Genomic DNA, 19897 nt, shown 5'->3' with positions numbered 1-19897 from the left:
GACTTCTCGGCCTGTAAAACGCCGGATTCACCAATACAAAACACACACCAATAATAATCGCATCAAATGCGGTGAAGAATTCGCGTTGCTGAGGAGTGGGCTTCCATGATCGAAGACTTTTGGAAGGATAAGTACCCGGCTGGAATCGCAGCCGAGATCAATCCAGACGAGTATCCGAACATTCAGGCAGTGTTGAAGCAATCCTGCCAACGCTTCGCCAACAAACCGGCTTTCAGCAACCTCGGCAAGACAATCACCTACGGTGAGCTGTACGAGCTGTCCGGGGCCTTTGCCGCGTATCTGCAACAGCATACCGACTTGCAGCCCGGTGATCGAATCGCCGTGCAACTGCCCAACGTCCTGCAGTACCCGGTCGCGGTCTTCGGTGCCATTCGCGCCGGGCTGATCGTGGTCAACACCAACCCGCTGTACACCGCGCGGGAAATGGAACACCAATTCAACGACTCCGGCGCCAAAGCCCTGGTGTGCCTGGCCAACATGGCGCACCTGGCCGAAGCCGTGGTGCCGAAGACCGGCGTCAAGCACGTTATCGTCACCGAAGTCGCCGACCTGCTGCCGCCGATCAAGCGCCTGCTGATCAACAGCGTCATCAAGTACGTGAAGAAAATGGTTCCGGCCTATCACCTGCCCAAGGCCATCAAGTTCAACGACGTCCTGAGCAAGGGCCACGGCCAGCCTGTGGCCGAAGCCAACCCGGACAGCGGCGATGTCGCCGTGCTGCAATACACCGGCGGCACCACCGGCGTGGCCAAGGGCGCGATGCTTACCCACCGCAACCTGGTCGCCAACATGCTGCAATGCAAGGCGCTGATGGGCTCCAACCTCAACGAAGGCTGCGAGATCCTGATCACGCCGCTGCCGCTGTATCACATCTATGCGTTCACCTTTCACTGCATGGCGATGATGCTGATCGGCAACCACAACATCCTGATCAGCAACCCGCGCGACCTGCCGGCGATGGTCAAGGAGCTGTCGAAGTGGAAGTTCAGCGGTTTCGTCGGCCTGAACACGCTGTTCGTGGCGCTGTGCAATAACGAAGGTTTCCGCAAGCTGGATTTCTCCGCGCTGAAAGTTACCCTGTCGGGCGGCATGGCCCTGCAACTGGCAGCGGCGGAGCGCTGGAAAGCCGTGACCGGTTGCGCCATCTGCGAAGGTTACGGCATGACCGAAACCAGCCCGGTGGCCACGGTCAACCCGATCCAACACATCCAGATCGGCACCATTGGTATTCCGGTGCCATCGACCCTGTGCAAAGTCATCGACGATGCCGGTGTCGAGCAGCCGCTGGGCGAAATCGGCGAGCTGTGCGTCAAAGGACCGCAAGTGATGAAGGGTTACTGGCAGCGTCAGGAAGCCACCGATGAAATGCTCGACAGCGACGGCTGGCTGAAAACCGGTGACATCGCGCTGATCCAGCCGGACGGCTACATGCGCATTGTCGATCGCAAGAAAGACATGATTCTGGTGTCTGGCTTCAACGTTTATCCGAACGAGCTGGAAGACGTGCTGGCGACGTTGCCGGGCGTGTTGCAGTGCGCGGCGATTGGCGTGCCGGACGAGAAGTCGGGTGAGGCGATCAAGATTTTCATCGTTGCCAAACCGGGCGTGACCCTGACCAAAGAGCAGGTCATGGACCACATGCGCGCCAACGTCACCGGCTACAAAGTGCCGCGTTCGGTGGAGTTCCGCGATGCGCTGCCGACCACCAACGTCGGCAAGATCCTGCGCCGCGAATTGCGGGATGAAGAGCTGAAGAAGATCAAGGCCAAGAGCGCCGCTTAAACAAAAAGCCCCGCAGATGCGGGGCTTTTTGTTGGTGAACTGATCGTTCCCACGCTCCGCGTGGGAATGCCGCCCGGACGCTCCGCGTCCAGCACCGCAGGGACGCAGAGCGTCCCGAGATGCATTCCCACGCAGAGCGTGGGAACGATCAAGTGCAAATCCTACTGACGAAACGGCGCAAAATTCACATTGGTCCCCGCCGGTCGCATGTCCTGCAGGTACGAATCCTTGTCCGCACTCAATTCCAGGCTCAGCGCCGCCTTGCGTTTGCCTTCGTTGCGAATCACCAGGCCTTCGAGCTTTTCGCGCAGGAACACCGTGGGCACTTTCATGTGCAGCAACTCATCGGTGGCCGGGGTGTGCAGCAGCAAGTGAATCCACTCGTACTGACCGATGGCCAGACGCGACACCGGCAGGTCGAACCACCAGATGTTGCGGTTACGGTTCAGTTCGGCGAAGTGGCAGTTGTTGGTGCCGAGCACGGCGCCGCCCAGTTCCTGGTTGCGACGGGCGATGGCCTGGGTTTTATTGAGCTTCATGACATTCCTGCGAATCGGTGTGCCGGGCGCGACGCCCGTAGGCTGAGCATTCTCGGGGCTACGCCGGCAAACATAAAGCGCAACCTGCGTGCCACGACGAAATGCCGGCAAAATAAATGAAACTTGGCGCAAAGCGAACCGGTCAATCGTTACGTAATGACTTTTCTTCCCTTTATGCTTCACGGAGAAACACCATGAGTAGCACAGGCGATAAAGTAAAAGGCATGGCCAACGAAGCCGTCGGCAATATCAAGCAAGGCGTCGGCAAAGCTACTGACAACGACAAGATGCGTGCGGAAGGCAAGGTTCAAGAGAAAAAAGGCGAAGCCCAGCAAGCGGTCGGCAACGCCAAGGACGCTGTGAAAAAGGGCGTCGACAAGGCGTAAGCGAGCCTTGAACGAATCACACGAGCGGCCATCCAAGGATGGCCGTTTCTGTATCAGAACCCTGCGGTCATCCGCCAAAGGCTCGTCAAACAGGCTACCTTGAGGTAAACAACGGCCCCTGAGTCGCCACGACTTCAACCTTTTGCGGCGCAAGGAGACGCGAATGATATTTCCGGACATGAAAGGTCTGCCCCTGCACCGGGTGATGGTGCGCACGGTCACTGAGTTCGTCGATGACGAAATGTCGACCTACGCCTCGGCACTGGCCTACCAGATGCTGTTCTCGCTGTTTCCGTTCATTCTCTTCCTGATCGCCCTGATCGGTTTCCTGCACCTGCCGGACTTTTTCTCCTGGCTGCGCCTGCAATCCGAACTGGTCCTGCCGCCGCAGGCGCTGGAACAGGTCAACCCGGTGATCGACCAGTTACAGCAATCCAAGGGTGGCCTGCTGTCCATCGGTATCGTGATCGCCCTGTACACCGCATCCGCCGGCGTGCGCCTGATGATGAGCGCAATGAACGCCGCTTACGACGTGGTCGAAGGCCGGCCGATCTGGAAGCGTTTCCCTTTGTCGATCGTCTATACAGTCGGCATCGCCGGCATGCTGCTGATTGCCGCCGCGCTGATGGTGCTCGGGCCGCAGGTGATGGGCTGGATTGCCGCACAAGTGGGGCTGGAAGACTTCATCGTCACGGTGTGGACGATTGCGCGCTGGCCGGTGATCGTGATTCTGATGATGGTCGCGGTGGCGCTGATCTATTACGTGATGCCCGACGTCAAACAGGACTTCCGCTTCATCACTCCAGGTTCGGTGCTGGCGGTAGTGGTGTGGATCCTCGCTTCACTGGGGTTTGCCTTCTACGTGAAAACCTTCGCCAACTACAATGCGATGTATGGCAGCATCGGGGCGATCATCGTGCTCTTGCTGTATTTCTATATCTCCGCCGCGGTGCTGTTGCTCGGCGCGGAAATGAATGCGGTGATCGAGCACATGTCCGCCGAAGGCAAGGACAAGGGCGAAAAAGCCCCTGGCGAGCCCGACGAATCCACCAAACAACACGTCTCGGGCCTGGGCCGCGATCATTCGCTCAAGCCGGACACTGATGAAGCGCGACCATGATTCGTGAAATTCTGAAAATGGGTGATGAGCGCCTGCTGCGCATCGCCCCGCCGGTACCACCGGAAATGTTCAACAGCGCCGAGCTTTGGCAACTGATCGACGACATGTTCCAGACCATGGAAAGTGTCGGCGGCGTTGGCCTTGCGGCGCCGCAGATCGGCGTCGACCTGCAACTGGTGATCTTCGGCTTCGAGCACAGCGAGCGTTACCCGGACGCTGAAGCAGTGCCGCAGACGATCCTGATCAATCCGCTGATCACACCATTGAATCCGTTGATGGAAGAGGGCTTCGAAGGCTGCCTGTCGGTGCCGGGCCTGCGCGGCGCGGTGGATCGCTATCAGCAGATTCGCTACGAAGGCTTCGATCCGAAGGGCGAGCCGATCGTGCGCGTGGCCTCGGGGTTTCATGCGCGAGTGGTGCAGCATGAATGCGATCACCTGATCGGTCGGCTGTACCCGTCGCGGATTACCGATTTCAGCAAGTTCGGCTTTACCGAAGTGCTGTTCCCGGACCTTGATCCCAACGCTGACGACTGATTGTCAGAACACCATCAATCCCTGTGGGAGCGAGCCTGCTCGCGAATGCGGAGTATCAGAACCAGATTCGGCGCTGACACACCGCATTCGCGAGCAGGCTCGCTCCTACAGGAATTGCGTCAGGCTGCAGGACTGAGCCCCATCGCAATCATCGGCTTGCTCCGCGCATACCGGCTCAACCGCTCGGCCATTGCCTGCGGCAACGCGGGGTCGAAGCTGAAGCCGCGCCGCTCATAAAACCCGCGCAGATCCGGATGGCAGAACAGCCACACCGGCTCGTTCACCTGAGCAACCGCCGCGGCCATCAACTGCGCAGCGACGCCCTGCTCACGACACTGCGGATCGACAAACAACCCCGTCAGCCAATGTCCGCCCGATACCGGACGCAGGCACAGCGCCGCTACAATCTCGCCGCGCCTTGCGACCCACAGCTGCGCCTCGCGCACGGCTTTCATCGACGATTGGTGGCTGCGGTAGAACTTGTTCATCAGCGGCCACAACGATTCGTCGAGCTGGCTGTAGTGGATGTCTGACATGGTTCGGACTGTCGGTTCGAAAAGCGCCGATTATAAAAGAACGCGCGGCTCGGGATAGGTGTATACCTGATCTCACATCCCTGTGAGTGGAGTACCGATCATGTCCAAAGGTATGGATTCAAAGAAAGCCGCGAAGAAGAAACCGGCCAAGACTGCGATTGAAAAACGCGCCGAGAAGAAAGCCAGGAAAGTCGACATTTTCGGCCATTGATCAACCCTTCGGAAGCCCGTCCCTCGGGCTTCCACGCCATCAAGAAAATAATCTGCAAGATTCCACCGCCTCGTTGCACAGAAGGGGACGATTCCCGTTCCGAGCAACGCCATGGCTTTTACTTCGATGCCGAGCATCGCCAGCAGATCGAGACCCTGCGCCAGCGCTTCACCGCCCGCAGCGAATGGCCGACCTGGCTGTTGCTGATCGGTGTGTACGCCGGCTGGTTCGCCATCCTCCTCAACAGCGCCTGGCTGGGACGCGGCTTGAGCACGTTGCTGCTGATTCCGCTGCTGGTGTTGTGGTTGTCGCTGCAGCATGAACTGCTCCACGGCCATCCAACCCGCTCAACCCTCGTCAATAAAATCCTCGGCTACGCGCCTTTTGCCGTGTGGTATCCGTACACGCTGTATCGCGACAGCCACTTGCGCCATCACCGTGACGACGATCTGACGGTGCCCGGTGTCGATCCGGAAAGTCGCTACCTGACCTCTGCGAACTGGCAGGGCGGTTCGATGTTCGAGCGCAGCCTGCACCGGCTGAACAAGACGTTGCTGGGCCGCTTTGTGATCGGTGCGCCACTGGCGTTGACGGCGTTAGCTCTGGAAGAGCTGCAGCGCTTGAGAAACGCTGATCCACAAGCCTGGCGGATGTGGCTGACCCACGGTTGCGTCACTCTGCCGATGCTGGGTTTCGTTGCTCGCTTCAGCGTTCTGCCGGTGTGGCATTACCTGTTTCTGATCAGCGTGCCGGCGCTGTCGATCGCGATGATTCGTTCGTTTCACGAGCATCGACCGCATGTACATCCCGAGCAGCGCACCGTGCTCAACGAAGCCGGCTGGCCATGGCGCTGGCTGTTTCTCAATTTGAATTTTCATCTGGTGCATCACGACTTGCCGGGGCTGGCGTGGTACGACTTGCCCAAGGTTTACCGGATGCACCGGGAACGCTGGATCGCGCGCAGCGGCGGGTTTGTCGTGCGCGGTTATGGGCAGTTTTGGCGGCGCAATGGCTTAAGAGCGATCGACAGCCCAGAGCATCCATTTCATTAATCCTGACACGCCACAAAACCCTGTGGGAGCGAGCCTGCTCGCGAAAGCGGTGTATCAGTCCAAAATGATTCTTAATGGGACAAAGCCTTCGCGAGCAGGCTCGCTCCCACAGGGTATTTCACTGGAAAAGCTTCGATGACCCAACACCACGCCGAACTACTGATGTACCCAGCTCCCGAGCCCGTCCGCGTGGCCAACGAGCAGTGGCTGGCGCGCATCGTTGAACACCTGGGCCACAGCCGTCTCGATGCGACAAACCTGACACTGCCCGAACTGTGGTTATCACCCGATCTGCTGCTCACCCAGACCTGCGGCTATCCGCTGATGACCGCGTTGCGTGGCCGGGTGCGCGTCATCGGCCGGCCGCGCTATGAACTGCCTGACGCCAGTGGCGGCGAGCATTGCAGCCTGATCCTTGGCCGCGCCGCTGACCCGCGCTACGCGCTTGGCGACTTTCGTCACAGCCGGGGCGTGATCAACAGCGAAGATTCCAACAGCGGCATGAACCTGTTGCGCCAGCGTCTGGCGCCCCTGCAGGAAAACGGCCGGTTTTTCGCCCGTGTCGGCATCAGTGGCGGTCACCGCGAGAGCCTGCGCTGGCTGCGCGAAAACCTCGCCGACTTGGCCGCGATCGATAGCGTCACATTTGCTTATATCGCCCGCCACGCGCCGGACGAAGTCTGCGATTTGCGCGTGGTTGCGCGCAGTGCGTTGAGTCCGACACTGCCGTTCATTACCGCTGCCGGAGCCAGCGACGCGCAGGTCGAACGGCTGCTCCAAGTGATGAATGAATCTTTGCATGAATTGCCTGGTGTGGTGCAGATCTTGGGTTTGCCTGAAATTCTGCCGGCAACGGAAAGCGACTTTGACGTGCTGCTCGATTACCAGCGAGACGCTGAAGCTCAAGGCTACGGTCTGCTGCGCTAATTCACTAATCGAATATAAAAATAAGATTTAAATATTATTAACGCATAAGGCGCCTTGCTACGATCGCGCCACCGGAACACCGGACATTCAGCGACCCTAGCCCAGGAGCCCTTATGTCAGGGACCGATCATGCCCATCGTGACACCGTGGAACGCCTGTTCCGTGCACACCATCGCTGGCTCTGTCATTACCTGCGTCGACACCTGCGTGACGTGTCCGGCGCTGAAGACATCGCCGGCGAAACCTTCGCCCGTTTGCTCGAAGCCCCGTCGCTGACGGCCATTCGCGAACCTCGCGCCCTGCTGACGACGATTGCGCAGCGTCTGCTCTATCAGCACTGGCGCCGTGCGGATCTGCAGCGTCGCCATCTCGAGCAGTCCGACCCTGACGTCGCCGCTTCGCCTGAAGACCTCGCACAGCTCTCGCAGTCCCTCGAACGCCTTGACCGCAGCTTGCATCGCTTGCCGAGCAAGGTTCGTTCGACCTTCCTGCTGGCGCGTATCGATGGCCTGACCTACCCGCAAATCGCTGCCGAACTGGACATCTCGCAACGTTCAGTCAGCGTGTACATGGCGCGTTCCCAAGCGCTGTGCGATCGCCACAGCGCCAATCAATTCCTGGAAGAAAAGAGGTCCGCATGAAATCGATCAAAACCCTGCTCGGCCGCACGCTGCTGGCGCTGAGCCTGAGCGTCGGCGCTGTTTCTGCGGCGGAGAAAACCGCACCCATCCACTTCGGCGATATCACGTGGGAGAGCGGCAGCTTCATCACCGAAGTGCTTCGCCTGATCGTTGAAAAAGGCTACGGCTATCCGACCGATACGATGCCCGGTAGCACCGTCAGCCTGGAGGCGGCGTTGGCAAAAAACGATATTCAGGTGATCGGCGAAGAGTGGGCGGGGCGCAGTCCGGCGTGGGTCAAGGCTGCCGCCGAGGGCAAGGTATTCGGCCTCGGCGACACGGTCAAAGGTGCTACCGAAGGCTGGTGGGTGCCGGAATATGTGATCAAGGGTGACCCCGAGCGCGGGATCCAGGCGCTGGCGCCGGAGCTGAAATCGGTCGCCGACCTGCCGCGCTACAAGGATGTCTTCCGCGATCCGGAAGACCCGGGCCGTGGACGCTTTCTCAACAGCCCGACCGGCTGGACTTCGGAAATCGTCAACAGCCAGAAGCTCAAGGCATATGGCTTGACTGACAGCTTCGTCAACTTCCGCACCGGTTCTGGCGCGGCGCTGGATGCCGAGGTGGCGTCGTCGATCAAACGCGGCAAACCGGTGCTGTTCTATTACTGGTCGCCGACGCCGCTGCTCGGGCGTTTCAAACTGGTGAAACTCGAAGAGCCGCCGTTTGACGCCGAGGCGTGGAAGACCCTGGCCGACGCCAATAATCCGAATCCGAAGGGCACGCGTTCGATGCCGGCGAGCCTGGCGATCGGCGTGTCGGCACCGTTCAAGGCGCAGTACCCGGAGTTGGTCGCGTTCTTTGAAAAAGTCGATCTGCCGATTGATCTGCTTAACCAGACATTGGCGGGGATGAGTGAGAAACGTCTGCGGCCGAGGGCGGTGGCCGAGGCGTTTTTGCGTGATCAGCCGCAGGTGTGGACGGCTTGGGTGCCGGGGAGGTGGCTAAAAAGGTGAACGGGAGTTTGTAGCTTTTTAATGTTTTGTAGCGCTTCTCATGGCGCCTTCGCGAGCAAGCTCGCTCCCACATTTGGAATGCGTTCGAAGCGTGGGAGCGAGCCTGCTCGCGAAAGCGTCTGCCTTGGTCACCAATCTCCTCGCACTGAACCGTTTCTTGTGCAAAAAATGCCAGATACTGGCCGACTAATGGCCTTGCGCCCGACGTCGGGCTGGCTATAGTTGCAGGTAACTAACCATGTCGACCGTCATGCCAAAACCTGGACGGCACAGGCTGGTCCGTGATTCATGCTGCCAGAGTGCGCCATTCAAGGCACCGACACTGAACCAACAAGGAGCGTCACCTAAATGGAAGTTCTTCTACGCGTTAGGGCTGGCCCGCATGCGGGCTATCAAGAAAAGGATGTCTTGATCAGAGCGTCGCTGCACGAACCCTCCGATTGATCATCATTTATCACCTGACAACTTCCTCCTGTGGAGGAAGGCGTGTGCCTGTTCTGTGGAACGTAGTGATGGATCTTGCAAGACCTGAACTTTCATCAAATCAAAAGAACGCGCGGAAGGTGATACGACCATGTTCAACCTACATCACAAGGCTGACCTGCGGGAAATCGAGCGTTTCAGCTGTGCGCTGACCGAGGCCAACGCGAAAATCGAAGCGATCAGCCGCTCGATGGCGATGATCGAGTTCACTCCGGACGGCATCGTTCTCGACGCCAACGAGAACTTCTGCAAGACCATGGGCTACAGCGCCGATGAAGTGCGCGGCAAACACCATCGAATCTTCTGCGAAGAAAGCTTTTATCGCAGCGAGGACTACGCGAAGTTGTGGCGCGACCTGGCCCGTGGCGAACCGCTGAGCGGCACGTTCCTGCGCTTGAACAAGAGCGGCCGCGAGATCTGGCTCGAAGCCAGTTACATGCCGGTGTTCGGTCCCGACAAACAAGTCCGTAGTGTCATCAAGGTTGCGGCGGACATCACCGCGCGCATCAACAAGGAACATGAAGAAGAAGCCATGCTGGCGGCGATTGGCCGTTCCATGGCGGTGATCGAGTTCACCCCCGAAGGCAATGTCATCCGCGCCAACGACAACTTCCTGCAGACCATGCAGTACGCGCACAATGAAATTGTCGGCCAGCACCACAGCCTGCTCTGTCACCGCGCAGAAGCCGAATCCGCGCAATACAAGGCGTTCTGGGCTTCGCTCAATCGCGGCGAATATCACTCGCACCGTTTCGAGCGCAAGAACAAGTCCGGGCAGATGGTTTATCTGGAGGCTTCGTATAACCCGCTGTTCGACGCCAAGGGCCGCTTGTACAAAGTGGTCAAGTTCGCCAGTGACATCACCAAACAGATGACCACCCTGCAAAACGCTGCGGAATCGGCCCACAGCACCTCGGTACAAAACGACGCCTGCGCGCAGAAAGGCTCACAAGTGGTGCAGCAAACCGTGCAGATCATCCAAGACATTTCCCGCGACCTGAACGAAGCGGCGGTGAGCATCGATGCGGTAAGCAAACAGTCGGATATCATCGGCAGCATCGTCCAGACCATTCGCGGCATCGCCGATCAGACTAATTTGCTGGCGCTCAACGCGGCGATTGAAGCCGCGCGCGCGGGTGAGCATGGGCGGGGATTTGCGGTAGTCGCCGATGAAGTGCGCAGCCTCGCCGCGCGGACCAGTCAGGCGACGGTTGAAATTGTTGATGTGGTGCGCAAGAACCATGACCTGTCCCTGAGCGCGGTATCGAGCATGCAGTCGAGCCTCAGCCGAACCGGGCTCGGCGTAGAACTGGCGAACGAGGCGGGTGAGGTGATTCTGGAGATTCAGCAGGGCTCGCGGCATGTGGTGGATGCGATCAGCCAGTTCAATGAGACGTTGCAGTTGAATTGATCTATCCGGGCAACGCTCATTTCTAGCGACTAACGTCGCAAACAAATGAGCGTTGTTAAATCAACGTCAAAACGTTTTATCGCCCATTCGTTGTTTATTTTTGGGGGATAACTTTAATGTCAAAGCTGCTGTCGACGGTCCATTCCCTGCCATGCCTATCTGTCCACGTCGCCTTAAAGTTACCTTTATAAGTCCCCGCCAAGCTGTCGATGTCAATATTTCCGGATAAGATCCCGGGAAAAGCGGTCTCCGAATTGGTTGAATAAATGACAATTGTGTTATCTACAGTCAGGTCATGCGAGCCGCTGTCTAGCCCACCGTTTTTGAAACTAAGGCTCAAGTGTCTGTTTTCGTCATCATTGGATTGAACATTTTGGGTGGGAATAGGAGGTGCGTTGGGTGCGACACTTATCTTGGTGGCGGTATAGTCTGGTACAACTGGGGCGCCAGGCGAGGTGATTTTAGCGTTGAAGGTGCCGGTCATGGGATATCTCCATATATCTGAATGAAAGCGGCAACCAATCGTTGCCGCTTGCTCATCATTCGCGCGGCGTCCTTTTGCGTCTACTGTCAGAAATTACAGGTCGGCGCTGAAATGGACGTGATTCAGACGGACGGTCTGACCATGGATCTCCGCCTGCAATATCAAGTTCATCTCATGAGCCGTTCTGCCCACATGTCGCCGGCCTTGATTCAGCTAATGTTGCCTCTCAGCGATGGGCAATATTTTCCAGCGCCAGATTACGCGTTCGTGGGCCGAACCAGCCGATGGTCAGCATCACGATCAGCATGCTGCTGACGATAAAAGCCAGTACCCCCGGCGTGCCGAAATTATCCAGGAACATGCCGATCAGCAGACTGCTGAACACCGTCGACAAACGACTGAACGAATAGCAGAGCCCGACCGCACGAGCGCGGATGTTGGTCGGGAACAGTTCGCTCTGGTAGGAGTGATAACTGAAGCTCAGCCAGGCGTTGCAGAAGGTGATCATCACCCCGCAGAAGATCAGCCCGAACGCGCTGGTCTGCAGGGCGAACAGGGTGCCGAAGGTCATCGCGCCAAGGGCCGAGCCGACAATCTGCCATTTGTTTTCGAAGCGGTTGGCGAACTTCACAAACAACAACGGCCCGAGCGGGTAGGCGAGGGTGATGATGAACGCGTACATCAGACTGTGGGTGACGCTCACGCCTTGCCCCGAAAGCAGCGCCGGCAACCAGTTGCCGAAACCGAAGAAACCGATCGCCTGAAAGATGTGGAAGACGATCAACATCAATGCGCGGCGGCGGTACGGCGGTTGCCAGATGTCGGCGAAACGGCCCTTGCCTTCGACATCCACCGGCACCGGTTCCGGCGCATCCAGCGCCTGGCCGTGATCCTTGGCGCAGCGCGCTTCGAGGTTATCGAGAATGCGGTTGGCCTCATCGAAGCGACCGTGTTGCGCCAGCCAGCGCGGTGATTCCGGCAAGCGCTTGCGCAGCCACCAGATGAACAGCGCAAACACTGCGCTGGCCAATACCACCCAACGCCAGCCAGACACGCCGAATGGCGCTTGCGGCACCAGCCACCATGACATCAAAGCCACCGCCGGCACCGAGAGGAACTGCACGAAAAACGCAAAGGCAAACGCCGAGCTGCGCATGCGTTTGGGCACCAGTTCCGAGAGATAAGCGTCGATGGTCACCAGCTCGATACCGAGGCCGATGCCGACCAGAAAACGCATACCGATGATGCCCAGCGCCGAGCTCTGGATGCCCATCAGCACTGTCGCCGCCGTGTACCAGATCAGCGCGAAGGTGAAGATCGCCCGGCGACCGAACCGATCCGCCAGCGGACTGAGCAGGCTGGCGCCGAGGAACAGGCCGAGGAAGGTCGCCGAGGCAAACGCCGCCTGATCGGAGAAACCGAACACCCCCTGATTGCCCGTGGCGAACAGGCCGTCGCGAATCAGCCCGGGGCTGATGTAGGCGGTCTGGAACAGGTCGTAGAGTTCGAAAAATCCGCCGATCGACAGCAGCGCAACCAGACGCCAGATGGTGGCGACGGCGGGCAGCCGATCGATGCGGGCGGAAATCTCGGCGGCGCGTACCGGGTCGATGCCATCACCAGGCGCGGCGGCGGTAGCGTGAGCAGTCATAAGCTGATCCATTTTTTATTGATGGAAAAGCTTAGCCTGCTATCGGTGTTTGCGGATTGTGAATGTCGGTGGTTTAACAGGTTGAACCGCTAATTTCTCGCAGTATCTGCTTACGAATTAGCGATTTATGCCGCAGCGGCAGAATCCGGCAGCGCCGAGTTCGGCAGGCCGAAGATCCGGTCGAACAGCCAGTTGAACATGAATGTGTAGCACGGGATGAAGACGATCAGGGCCAGATCAAGCAGGAATGCCTGCACCAGACTGATGTTCATCCACCAGGCGATCAGCGGAATCAGAAACACGATCAGCGTCAGTTGAAAGCCGACCGCATGGGCGATGCGCCGTTTCACCGTGCGGGTGCGCGAGACCTGGCGACTTTCCCAGCGTTCGAACAGCGAGGCGTAGATGAAATTCCAGGTCACGGCGATGCTGGTGATGATCACCGCCAGCGGCCCGGTGCTGCCCGGCGATGTACCCGACAACAACGCCAGACCGAGGGCCGAGAAGGTCATACCGATCACCTCGTAGAGCGACACGTAGACCAGTTTGCGTTTCACGCCTTGCATGCAGATTTGCCTCTTTCTTGCCGAATGTTGACCAGCAGGGCTGGCGAAGGCGGCGAAAGATAGCTTCAATAGACCTGACAGAAAAAGTTGGAAGCTTTCAGTTTTATTGATGGGTGGGGCAATTGAATTTCAGTAGCGACAGCATTGAGTTGTTTCTCGCGGTGATCGAACGCGGCTCGTTCTCCGCTGCCGCGCGGCAGTTGGGCAAGGTGCCGTCGGCGGTGAGCATGGGCATCGCCAATCTTGAAGCGGAACTTGGTTACCCGTTGTTCGACCGTAGCCATCGCGAGCCGCAACCCACGGCAATCGCACAGTCGCTGGTGCCGCACGCGCGTCTGATCGCCGAGCAGCTCAAGCAACTGCAAGTGCACGCGGTGGAGTTGTCGCTGGGGCTGGAAAGCCGATTGTCGGTCGGCGTGGTTGCGGACATTGATCGACGCCGCTTGCTGGCAGCGATCAAGGTGATTGCCGAGCGGCATCCGTTGCTTGACATCGAAGTGCTGACCGCGCCACAGGATGATGTGCTGGCGATGTTGCACAGTGGCCGGGTCAGCGTGTGCCTGGCCTTCGCTGGCTTGAGCGTGAACGCGTTGGAGCGTTTTCAGTTCGTCGGCAGCGAACGCATGATCGCCACGCTGGCGGCGGACAGTCCGTTGCTGCAGGGGCGGGATGTGTTTCTCGAAGACCTGGTGCAGGTGCGCCAGATCATCGTCGCCAGCCGCGACTTGCCGATCAGCGAGACGCGCCCGTTGGTGGCTGAATCCTACTGGCGCACGGACAATCTTGAGACGGCAATGGAAATGGTCGAAGCGGGATTGGGCTGGGGTAATTTCCCGCTGTCGGTGGTGCAGCCGTGGCTCGAGGCCGGGCGCTTGAAACGGCTGAATTTTCGCAACATCGAAAATGGCCTGGTGCTGCCGGTGCACGCGGTGTGGCTCAAGAGCCAGCCCTTGCAGAAGGGCGCGCAGGCCCTGGTTGACCTGCTCAGCCATTGAACTGGGTAGAGATCCCCTGTGGGAGCGAGCCTGCTCGCGAAGGCGTCGTGTCAGCTGCATCAAAGCTGACTGACCCACCGCTTTCGCGAGCAGGCTCGCTCCCACAAGGGTTGTGTTGCAACTCAGCATTTGTGAAGGGTCAGGTACTCTCGCGCACCTTCAGCTCAAACCCCATATCCTCCACCGGCCGCGCCACTTTGTTGCCCGCCATCAACGTCAGCATCTGCTCCGCCGCGCGCCGGCCGATCGCCTCACGCGGGGTGTTGATGCTGCTCAGGCGCGGGACCATGTGCTCGGACATCGGCAGATCGTTGAAACCGAGGATCGCCACCTGCTCGGGAATTTTGATGCCATTGCGCAACGCTTCCAGCAGCGCGCCTTGGGCCAGGTCATCGTTGCCAAAGAAGATTGCATCGACGTCCGGATGCGCCGCCAGCAACTGCAAAAACAACTCTCCGCCCAAGCCCACCGATGAAGCACGTGGCGTCAGCACTTCCAGATCCGGGTCGTAGCGGCCCGCCTTCTGCAATGCTTTGCGGAAGCCCTCTCCGCGCAACAAGGTGCGCTGATCCAGCTGCGCGCCAATGTAGGCCAAGCGCTTGCGCCCGCGAGATAGCAGGTGTTCGGCGGCAGTTTCACCCGCGCTCAATTGCGAAAAGCCCACGCAATTGACCCCGGCGGCGCTGTCCAGCTCCATCATGTACACGCAGGGAATGTTGCTGACTTCAATCATTCGTCGCGAACTTTCCGTGCGATCAAAACCGGTCAGCAGAAACCCGCGTGGCTGATAGGCCATGTAGTTGCGCAGGAGGTTTTCTTCTTCATCGCGCGAGTAGTGGAAATTGCCGATCAGTACTTCGAAGCCCTTGGGCGTCAGCACCCGATGAATGGCTTCCAGCGTGTCGATGAACAGCAGGTTGGACAACGACGGCACCAGCACGACAACCGAATGGCTCTGCGCCGAGGCCAGCGCGCGGGCGGCCGGGTTGACGACGTAGTTGAGTTCGAGCGCGGCTTTCTGCACTTTTTCCACCAGTTCGGTGGCCACTGTGCTCACCCCGCGCAGGGCGCGGGAGGCGGTAATCGGGCTGACGCCGGCCAAGCGGGCTACTTCATTGAGGGTCGGACGGCCGGTGGTGCGGGTATTTTTATCGTTCTTGGGGGAGGTCATCGGGCGGCTTGCCAAACAAAAATCAAGGCACTAAGGTAGCGCTGTCCTGATGCAGCTGCAAATGCGTGAGCGCGGTCCTGCCTGATCTGCGCGCTTTGGCGTCGGGAACGAACCTGCTGCAACCCAAAAAAACGACAAGAAGGCGTCGGCAACTTCTGCCTGTGCACTAGAGTCATAGCTAGCAAAGGTAGCGCTGTCTGCGCGCTGAGGTGTTATATGAGTCATCCCATCACCGCCCTGGTCATCATGGGCGTTGCCGGTTGCGGCAAGACGTGCGTCAGCCAGGCCCTGTGCCATTTGAGCGGCGCCACTGCCATTGAAGGCGATACTTTTCATCCGGCCGCGAACATCGAAAAGATGAGCGCGGGGATCCCCCTGAACGACGAAGACCGCGCCGGCTGGCTCGACAGCCTGTGCGATGAACTGCGTCGCGTCGACGCCCAAGGCCAGCGCCCGGTGTTGACGTGCTCGGCCCTTAAACACAGTTACCGCGAACGCCTGCGCAGCGCCTTGCCGGGCCTCGGTTTCGTGTTTCTTGAACTGACCCCGGAAGTCGCCGCCGAGCGTGTATCGCACCGCCCGGGCCACTTCATGCCGGCGACGTTGATCGAAAGCCAGTTCGCCACCCTCGAATCGCCCAAGGGCGAGCCGCTGACCCTGCCGCTCAATGCCTCGATTCACAGCGTCGAAGAGCTGGCCCTGCAGGCTCACGTCTGGTGGCAGGCCAACGGTCTGAAACAGGCGGTATGAGTATGTTGAAAAAGACAGCGCTGTCCTCCCGACTTCTGTTCAACCCGCTTTAATAACAACAACAATCCAGGAGACACCCCCATGTTTGGCATGTCCCACGAGACGTTCCTGCTGCTCGATGCGGTGGTCACGGTAATCGGCCTGATTATCCTGATCACCAAATTCAAGATTCACCCGTTCATCGCCCTGACCATCGCCGCCGCCTTCCTCGGCCTGACTTCCGGCATGCCGATCAACACCATCATCAAGGCGTTTCAGGACGGCTTTGGTGGCGTGCTCGGTTTCGTCGGCATCATCCTCGCCCTGGGCACCATGCTCGGCAAGATGATGGCCGAATCCGGCGGCGCCGATCAGATCGCCCAGACGCTGATTCGCGCCTTCGGCAAGGACAAAGTCCAGTGGGCAATGATGTTCGCCGCGTTCCTGGTGGGCATTCCGCTGTTCTTCGAAATCGGCTTCGTGCTCCTGATTCCGCTGGTGTTCATCGTTGCCCGTCGTACCGGTGTGTCGATCATCAAGATCGGTATCCCGCTGCTCGCCGGCCTCTCTGCGGTGCACGGTCTGGTGCCGCCGCACCCGGGGCCGCTGCTGGCGATTGGCGTATTCGGCGCTGATATCGGCAAGACCATTCTCTACGGTCTGATCGTCGCACTGCCTACGGCAATCATTGCCGGTCCGATCTTCGGTACCTTCATTGCCAAGCACATTCCCGGTCACCCGAATCAGGAACTGGTCGATCAACTGGCCCGTGAAAACGATTCGGCCAACCTGCCGAGCTTCAGCATCACCCTGGTCACCGTGCTGCTGCCGGTGTTCCTGATGTTGCTGAAAACCTTTGCTGACGTGGCACTGCCGGACGGTCATTTCTTCCGTATCTGGATGGACATGATCGGTCACCCGATCTCCGCACTGCTGCTGGCGTTGCTGCTGTCGCTGTACACCTTCGGTTACAAGCAGGGCATCGGTTCGCAACAGATGCTCAAATGGCTCGACGCAAGCCTGGCGCCTACCGCTGCGATCATTCTGATCATCGGTGCCGGCGGCGGCTTCAAGCAGATGCTGGTGACCAGCGGAGTGGGTGACGTGATCGGCCACATGGCGGTCAGCGCGCAGATCTCGCCGATCCTGCTGGCCTGGCTGGTGGCGGCGGTGATCCGCATTGCAACCGGTTCGGCGACTGTGGCGACCATCACTGGCGCTGGCATTGTGGTGCCGGTTGTCGGGATGATTCCGGGCGTCAACCGTGAGCTGCTGGTGCTGGCCACCGGCGCCGGCTCGCTGATTCTGTCCCACGTCAACGACGCCGGTTTCTGGCTGGTCAAGCAGTACTTCAACATGACCGTGGCCGAAACCTTCAAGACCTGGACCGCGATGGAAACCATTCTGTCGGTAGTGGGCCTGGGCTTTATCCTGCTGTTGTCGCTGTTCGTTTAAACGGCGTTTTGCAGGCACAAAAAAACCGCAGCGATGCGGTTTTTTTGTGCGTGGAGATATCAAGTCTGAGCACAAAACCCTTGTGGGAGCGAGCTTGCTCGCGAAAGCGGTGGTTCAGTCAGTATTGAGGTGGCTGACACGACGCCTTCGCGAGCAAGCTCGCTCCACGGGGATTAGTGTTAGCCGCCAGTTTTTGCGACTAACCCATCCGCGCGGAACATCCCGCGAATCCCGCGTACAGCCTGACGAATCCGATCCTGGTTTTCGATCAACGCGAAGCGCACGTGGTCATCACCGTACTCACCGAAGCCAACACCCGGCGAGACGCAGACCTTGGCCTCGGCCAGCAGTTTCTTGGCGAACTCCAGCGAACCCAGATGCGCATATGCCTGGGAATCTTCGCCCAGACGTACATCGACGCTTTCGGGTTCTCGACCATCCAGCCAAGCTCATGCAGGCCCTTGACCAGCACGTTGCGCCGCTGGCGATACTGCTCGGCGATGTCGCGCACGCATTGCTGATCGCCTTCCAGCGCGGCAATCGCCGCCACTTGCAGCGGAGTGAAGGTGCCGTAGTCGTGGTAGCTCTTGATCCGCGCCAGGGCGCTGACCAATTCCGGGTTGCCGACCATGAACCCGATGCGCCAGCCGGCCATGTTGTAGCTCTTGGACAGGGTGAAAAACTCCACCGCAATGTCCTTGGCCCCCGGCACCTGCATGATCGACGGGGCTTTCCAGCCGTCGTAAACGATGTCGGCGTAAGCCAGATCGTGGATGACCAAGACGTCGTACTGCTTGGCGAGGGCGATCACCCGCTCGAAGAAATCCAGCTCCACGCACTGCGCGGTCGGGTTCGACGGGAAGCCGAGAATCATCATTTTCGGTTTGGGGATCGAGCCGCGAATGGCTCGCTCCAGTTCGTCGAAGAAATCCACCCCCGGCACCAGCGGCACCGAACGCACCTGAGCGCCGGCAATCACCGCGCCGTAGATGTGAATCGGGTAGCTCGGGTTCGGCACCAGCACCGTGTCGCCCTGATCCAGGGTGGCCAGCATCAAATGCGCCAGGCCTTCCTTGGAACCGATGGTGACAATGGCTTCGCTTTCCGGGTCGATATCGACTTCGTAGCGCTGCTTGTACCAGTTGGAAATCGCCCGGCGCAGGCGTGGAATGCCCTTGGAGGTCGAGTAACCGTGGGTGTCCTCACGTTGGGCGACCTGCACCAGTTTTTCGACAATGTGCGGCGGCGTGGCGCCGTCGGGATTGCCCATGCTCAGGTCGATGATGTCTTCTCCACGGCGGCGAGCGGCCATTTTCAGCTCGGCGGTGATGTTGAAAACGTAAGGGGGAGTCGATCTATGCGCGCAAAGCGGCGCGGCGAACCTTGTTCGGCCATTGTTGCCTCGGATAACGTAAGCGCCCGGAACCGTCCGAGCGACGCTGGTCACTGCGGTGACCTGTGGCGGAAGATAAGGGCAGTGATGGCATACTGTCCAGCGCGGTTGTAAACATTTTTTTCAAGGAAAATCGGTCAATGGAATTCACCAGCGGCTTCTTGCTGAGCCTTTCGCTGTGCCTGGATATCGGCGTAGCCAATATCGCGATGATCACCCTGGCCATGCAGCGCGGCTATTTTCAGGGCTTCGCACTGGGCCTGGGCACCTGCGTCGGCGATCTGATCTATGCGGTGCTGGCCTTGGCCGGCATGACCGTCCTGCTGCAGTACGAAACCGTGCGATGGGTGCTATGGATTGGCGGTTCGGCGCTGTTGATCTACTTCGCGGCGAAGATGATTTACTCGGCGATTCACCACGAAGCGCTGCTGGCGGAAACCGCGGAAGTGGGCCAGAACTCGCATCGCAAGGAATTCTTTCGCGGCATCTTCCTCGCCATGTCGTCGCCCAGTGCGATTCTCTGGTTTGCTGCGGTTGGCGGCACGTTGATTGCCCGGTCCGGTGGTGGCGGCCCGTTAAGTTCGGCACTGTTTCTCGGCGGTTTCCTCTGCGCCGGGCTGGTGTGGTCGGCCGGTCTGTGCTTCGCGGCGAGCCATGGCGGCAAGCTGCTGGGCGACAAGCTTTTGCGCTACTCTTATCTGGCATCGGCGGCGATCTTCTGCTATTTCGCGGTGTACGTGATCGTTTCCGGCTACAACGAGTTTGTCGGCTCGGGCGCCGTCGAGCAGTTGCATTCGCTGTAAACGTGCGAAA

18 protein-coding genes and 3 pseudogenes are annotated in these 19897 nt (G+C 59.2%); 14 read left to right on the top strand and 7 right to left on the bottom strand.

All coding sequences use genetic code 11. The features are described 5' to 3' along the window. Positions 1-105: 105 nt before the first annotated feature. A complete protein-coding gene (fadD1, locus tag ACZZZ4_RS02300; protein ID WP_024014053.1) occupies positions 106-1803 on the top strand; it encodes a long-chain-fatty-acid--CoA ligase FadD1 in 1698 nt (565 codons plus the stop codon). Between the two features lie 161 nt (positions 1804-1964). On the opposite strand, the gene ACZZZ4_RS02295 is transcribed toward fadD1, so the two are convergent. After that, a complete protein-coding gene (locus ACZZZ4_RS02295; RefSeq protein ID WP_463547166.1) occupies positions 1965-2342 on the bottom strand; it encodes a hypothetical protein in 378 nt (125 codons plus the stop codon). 194 nt (positions 2343-2536) lie between these two features. Between ACZZZ4_RS02295 and ACZZZ4_RS02290 the strand changes: the two genes are divergently transcribed. From ACZZZ4_RS02290 to def, 3 genes are all read left to right on the top strand, one after another. Beyond that, the gene (locus tag ACZZZ4_RS02290; RefSeq protein ID WP_016775518.1) at positions 2537-2728 is read left to right on the top strand and encodes a CsbD family protein; all 192 of its coding nucleotides are present in this window, start codon (positions 2537-2539) and stop codon (positions 2726-2728) included. Between the two features lie 163 nt (positions 2729-2891). Next, positions 2892-3848: a YihY/virulence factor BrkB family protein gene (locus tag ACZZZ4_RS02285; RefSeq protein WP_123443670.1), complete on the top strand. Its 957-nt coding sequence runs from the start codon at positions 2892-2894 to the stop codon at positions 3846-3848. Beyond that, entirely contained in the window at positions 3845-4384 is a 540-nt protein-coding gene (gene def, locus ACZZZ4_RS02280; protein ID WP_039758091.1) for a peptide deformylase, read from the top strand. Before ACZZZ4_RS02285 ends, def begins: the two co-directional genes overlap by 4 nt. 119 nt (positions 4385-4503) lie before the next feature. Here def and ACZZZ4_RS02275 read toward each other — a convergent pair whose 3' ends face one another. After that, positions 4504-4920, bottom strand: coding sequence for a GNAT family N-acetyltransferase (locus ACZZZ4_RS02275; protein ID WP_463547165.1), 417 nt, complete (start codon positions 4918-4920; stop codon positions 4504-4506). Positions 4921-5190: 270 nt separating this feature from the next. Between ACZZZ4_RS02275 and ACZZZ4_RS02270 the strand changes: the two genes are divergently transcribed. From ACZZZ4_RS02270 to ACZZZ4_RS02245, 6 genes and pseudogenes are all read left to right on the top strand, one after another. Next, complete coding sequence (locus ACZZZ4_RS02270; RefSeq protein WP_463549244.1) at positions 5191-6183, top strand: fatty acid desaturase; 993 nt, start codon at positions 5191-5193, stop codon at positions 6181-6183. 135 nt (positions 6184-6318) lie between these two features. Next, positions 6319-7110, top strand: a complete 792-nt coding sequence (locus tag ACZZZ4_RS02265; protein WP_463547164.1) for a phosphate/phosphite/phosphonate ABC transporter substrate-binding protein — start codon at positions 6319-6321, stop codon at positions 7108-7110. Positions 7111-7223: 113 nt separating this feature from the next. Next, entirely contained in the window at positions 7224-7751 is a 528-nt protein-coding gene (locus tag ACZZZ4_RS02260; RefSeq protein ID WP_463547163.1) for a sigma-70 family RNA polymerase sigma factor, read from the top strand. After that, positions 7748-8760 (top strand): annotated as a pseudogene (locus ACZZZ4_RS02255) (ABC transporter substrate-binding protein). The gene ACZZZ4_RS02260 and the pseudogene ACZZZ4_RS02255 overlap by 4 nt, the downstream one beginning before the upstream one ends. 560 nt (positions 8761-9320) lie before the next feature. After that, positions 9321-10097: pseudogene (locus tag ACZZZ4_RS02250) on the top strand (PAS domain-containing protein); the annotation flags it as partial. 3 nt (positions 10098-10100) lie between these two features. Further along, positions 10101-10640 carry a methyl-accepting chemotaxis protein gene (locus ACZZZ4_RS02245; RefSeq protein ID WP_253505351.1) on the top strand — a complete coding sequence of 180 codons (540 nt, stop codon included), beginning with the start codon at positions 10101-10103 and terminating at the stop codon, positions 10638-10640. A gap of 94 nt (positions 10641-10734) precedes the next feature. On the opposite strand, the gene ACZZZ4_RS02240 is transcribed toward ACZZZ4_RS02245, so the two are convergent. The 3 genes from ACZZZ4_RS02240 to ACZZZ4_RS02230 form a co-directional block, all read right to left on the bottom strand. Then, on the bottom strand, positions 10735-11124 hold the full coding sequence (locus ACZZZ4_RS02240; RefSeq protein ID WP_463547162.1) for a hypothetical protein: 390 nt from the start codon (positions 11122-11124) through the stop codon (positions 10735-10737). A gap of 226 nt (positions 11125-11350) precedes the next feature. Then, the gene (locus tag ACZZZ4_RS02235) at positions 11351-12775 is read right to left on the bottom strand and encodes an MFS transporter (protein WP_463547161.1); all 1425 of its coding nucleotides are present in this window, start codon (positions 12773-12775) and stop codon (positions 11351-11353) included. Between the two features lie 125 nt (positions 12776-12900). Continuing rightward, entirely contained in the window at positions 12901-13341 is a 441-nt protein-coding gene (locus tag ACZZZ4_RS02230; protein ID WP_463547160.1) for a PACE efflux transporter, read from the bottom strand. A 122-nt stretch (positions 13342-13463) separates the two neighbouring features. On the opposite strand from ACZZZ4_RS02230, the gene ACZZZ4_RS02225 reads away from it, so the two are divergent. Further along, positions 13464-14336, top strand: coding sequence for a LysR family transcriptional regulator (locus tag ACZZZ4_RS02225; protein ID WP_463547159.1), 873 nt, complete (start codon positions 13464-13466; stop codon positions 14334-14336). Positions 14337-14475: 139 nt separating this feature from the next. On the opposite strand, the gene gntR is transcribed toward ACZZZ4_RS02225, so the two are convergent. Then, positions 14476-15507: an HTH-type transcriptional regulator GntR gene (gene gntR, locus ACZZZ4_RS02220; protein ID WP_415761727.1), complete on the bottom strand. Its 1032-nt coding sequence runs from the start codon at positions 15505-15507 to the stop codon at positions 14476-14478. A gap of 216 nt (positions 15508-15723) precedes the next feature. Between gntR and ACZZZ4_RS02215 the strand changes: the two genes are divergently transcribed. After that, entirely contained in the window at positions 15724-16257 is a 534-nt protein-coding gene (locus tag ACZZZ4_RS02215; protein ID WP_039758072.1) for a gluconokinase, read from the top strand. An 81-nt stretch (positions 16258-16338) separates the two neighbouring features. Then, the gene (locus ACZZZ4_RS02210) at positions 16339-17691 is read left to right on the top strand and encodes a GntP family permease (RefSeq protein ID WP_129997473.1); all 1353 of its coding nucleotides are present in this window, start codon (positions 16339-16341) and stop codon (positions 17689-17691) included. A 179-nt stretch (positions 17692-17870) separates the two neighbouring features. Here ACZZZ4_RS02210 and alaC read toward each other — a convergent pair. Beyond that, positions 17871-19086: pseudogene (gene alaC / locus ACZZZ4_RS02205) on the bottom strand (alanine transaminase). Positions 19087-19224: 138 nt separating this feature from the next. Here alaC and ACZZZ4_RS02200 point away from each other — a divergent pair. Next, a complete protein-coding gene (locus ACZZZ4_RS02200) occupies positions 19225-19887 on the top strand; it encodes a LysE family translocator (protein WP_415761729.1) in 663 nt (220 codons plus the stop codon). The last annotated feature ends 10 nt before the right edge of the window (positions 19888-19897 follow it).

The sequence above is a fragment of the Pseudomonas sp. AC252 genome (assembly GCF_979258105.1).
Note: the sequence above shows the minus strand (reverse complement) of the source record. Positions and strands in the feature narration are given on the sequence as shown.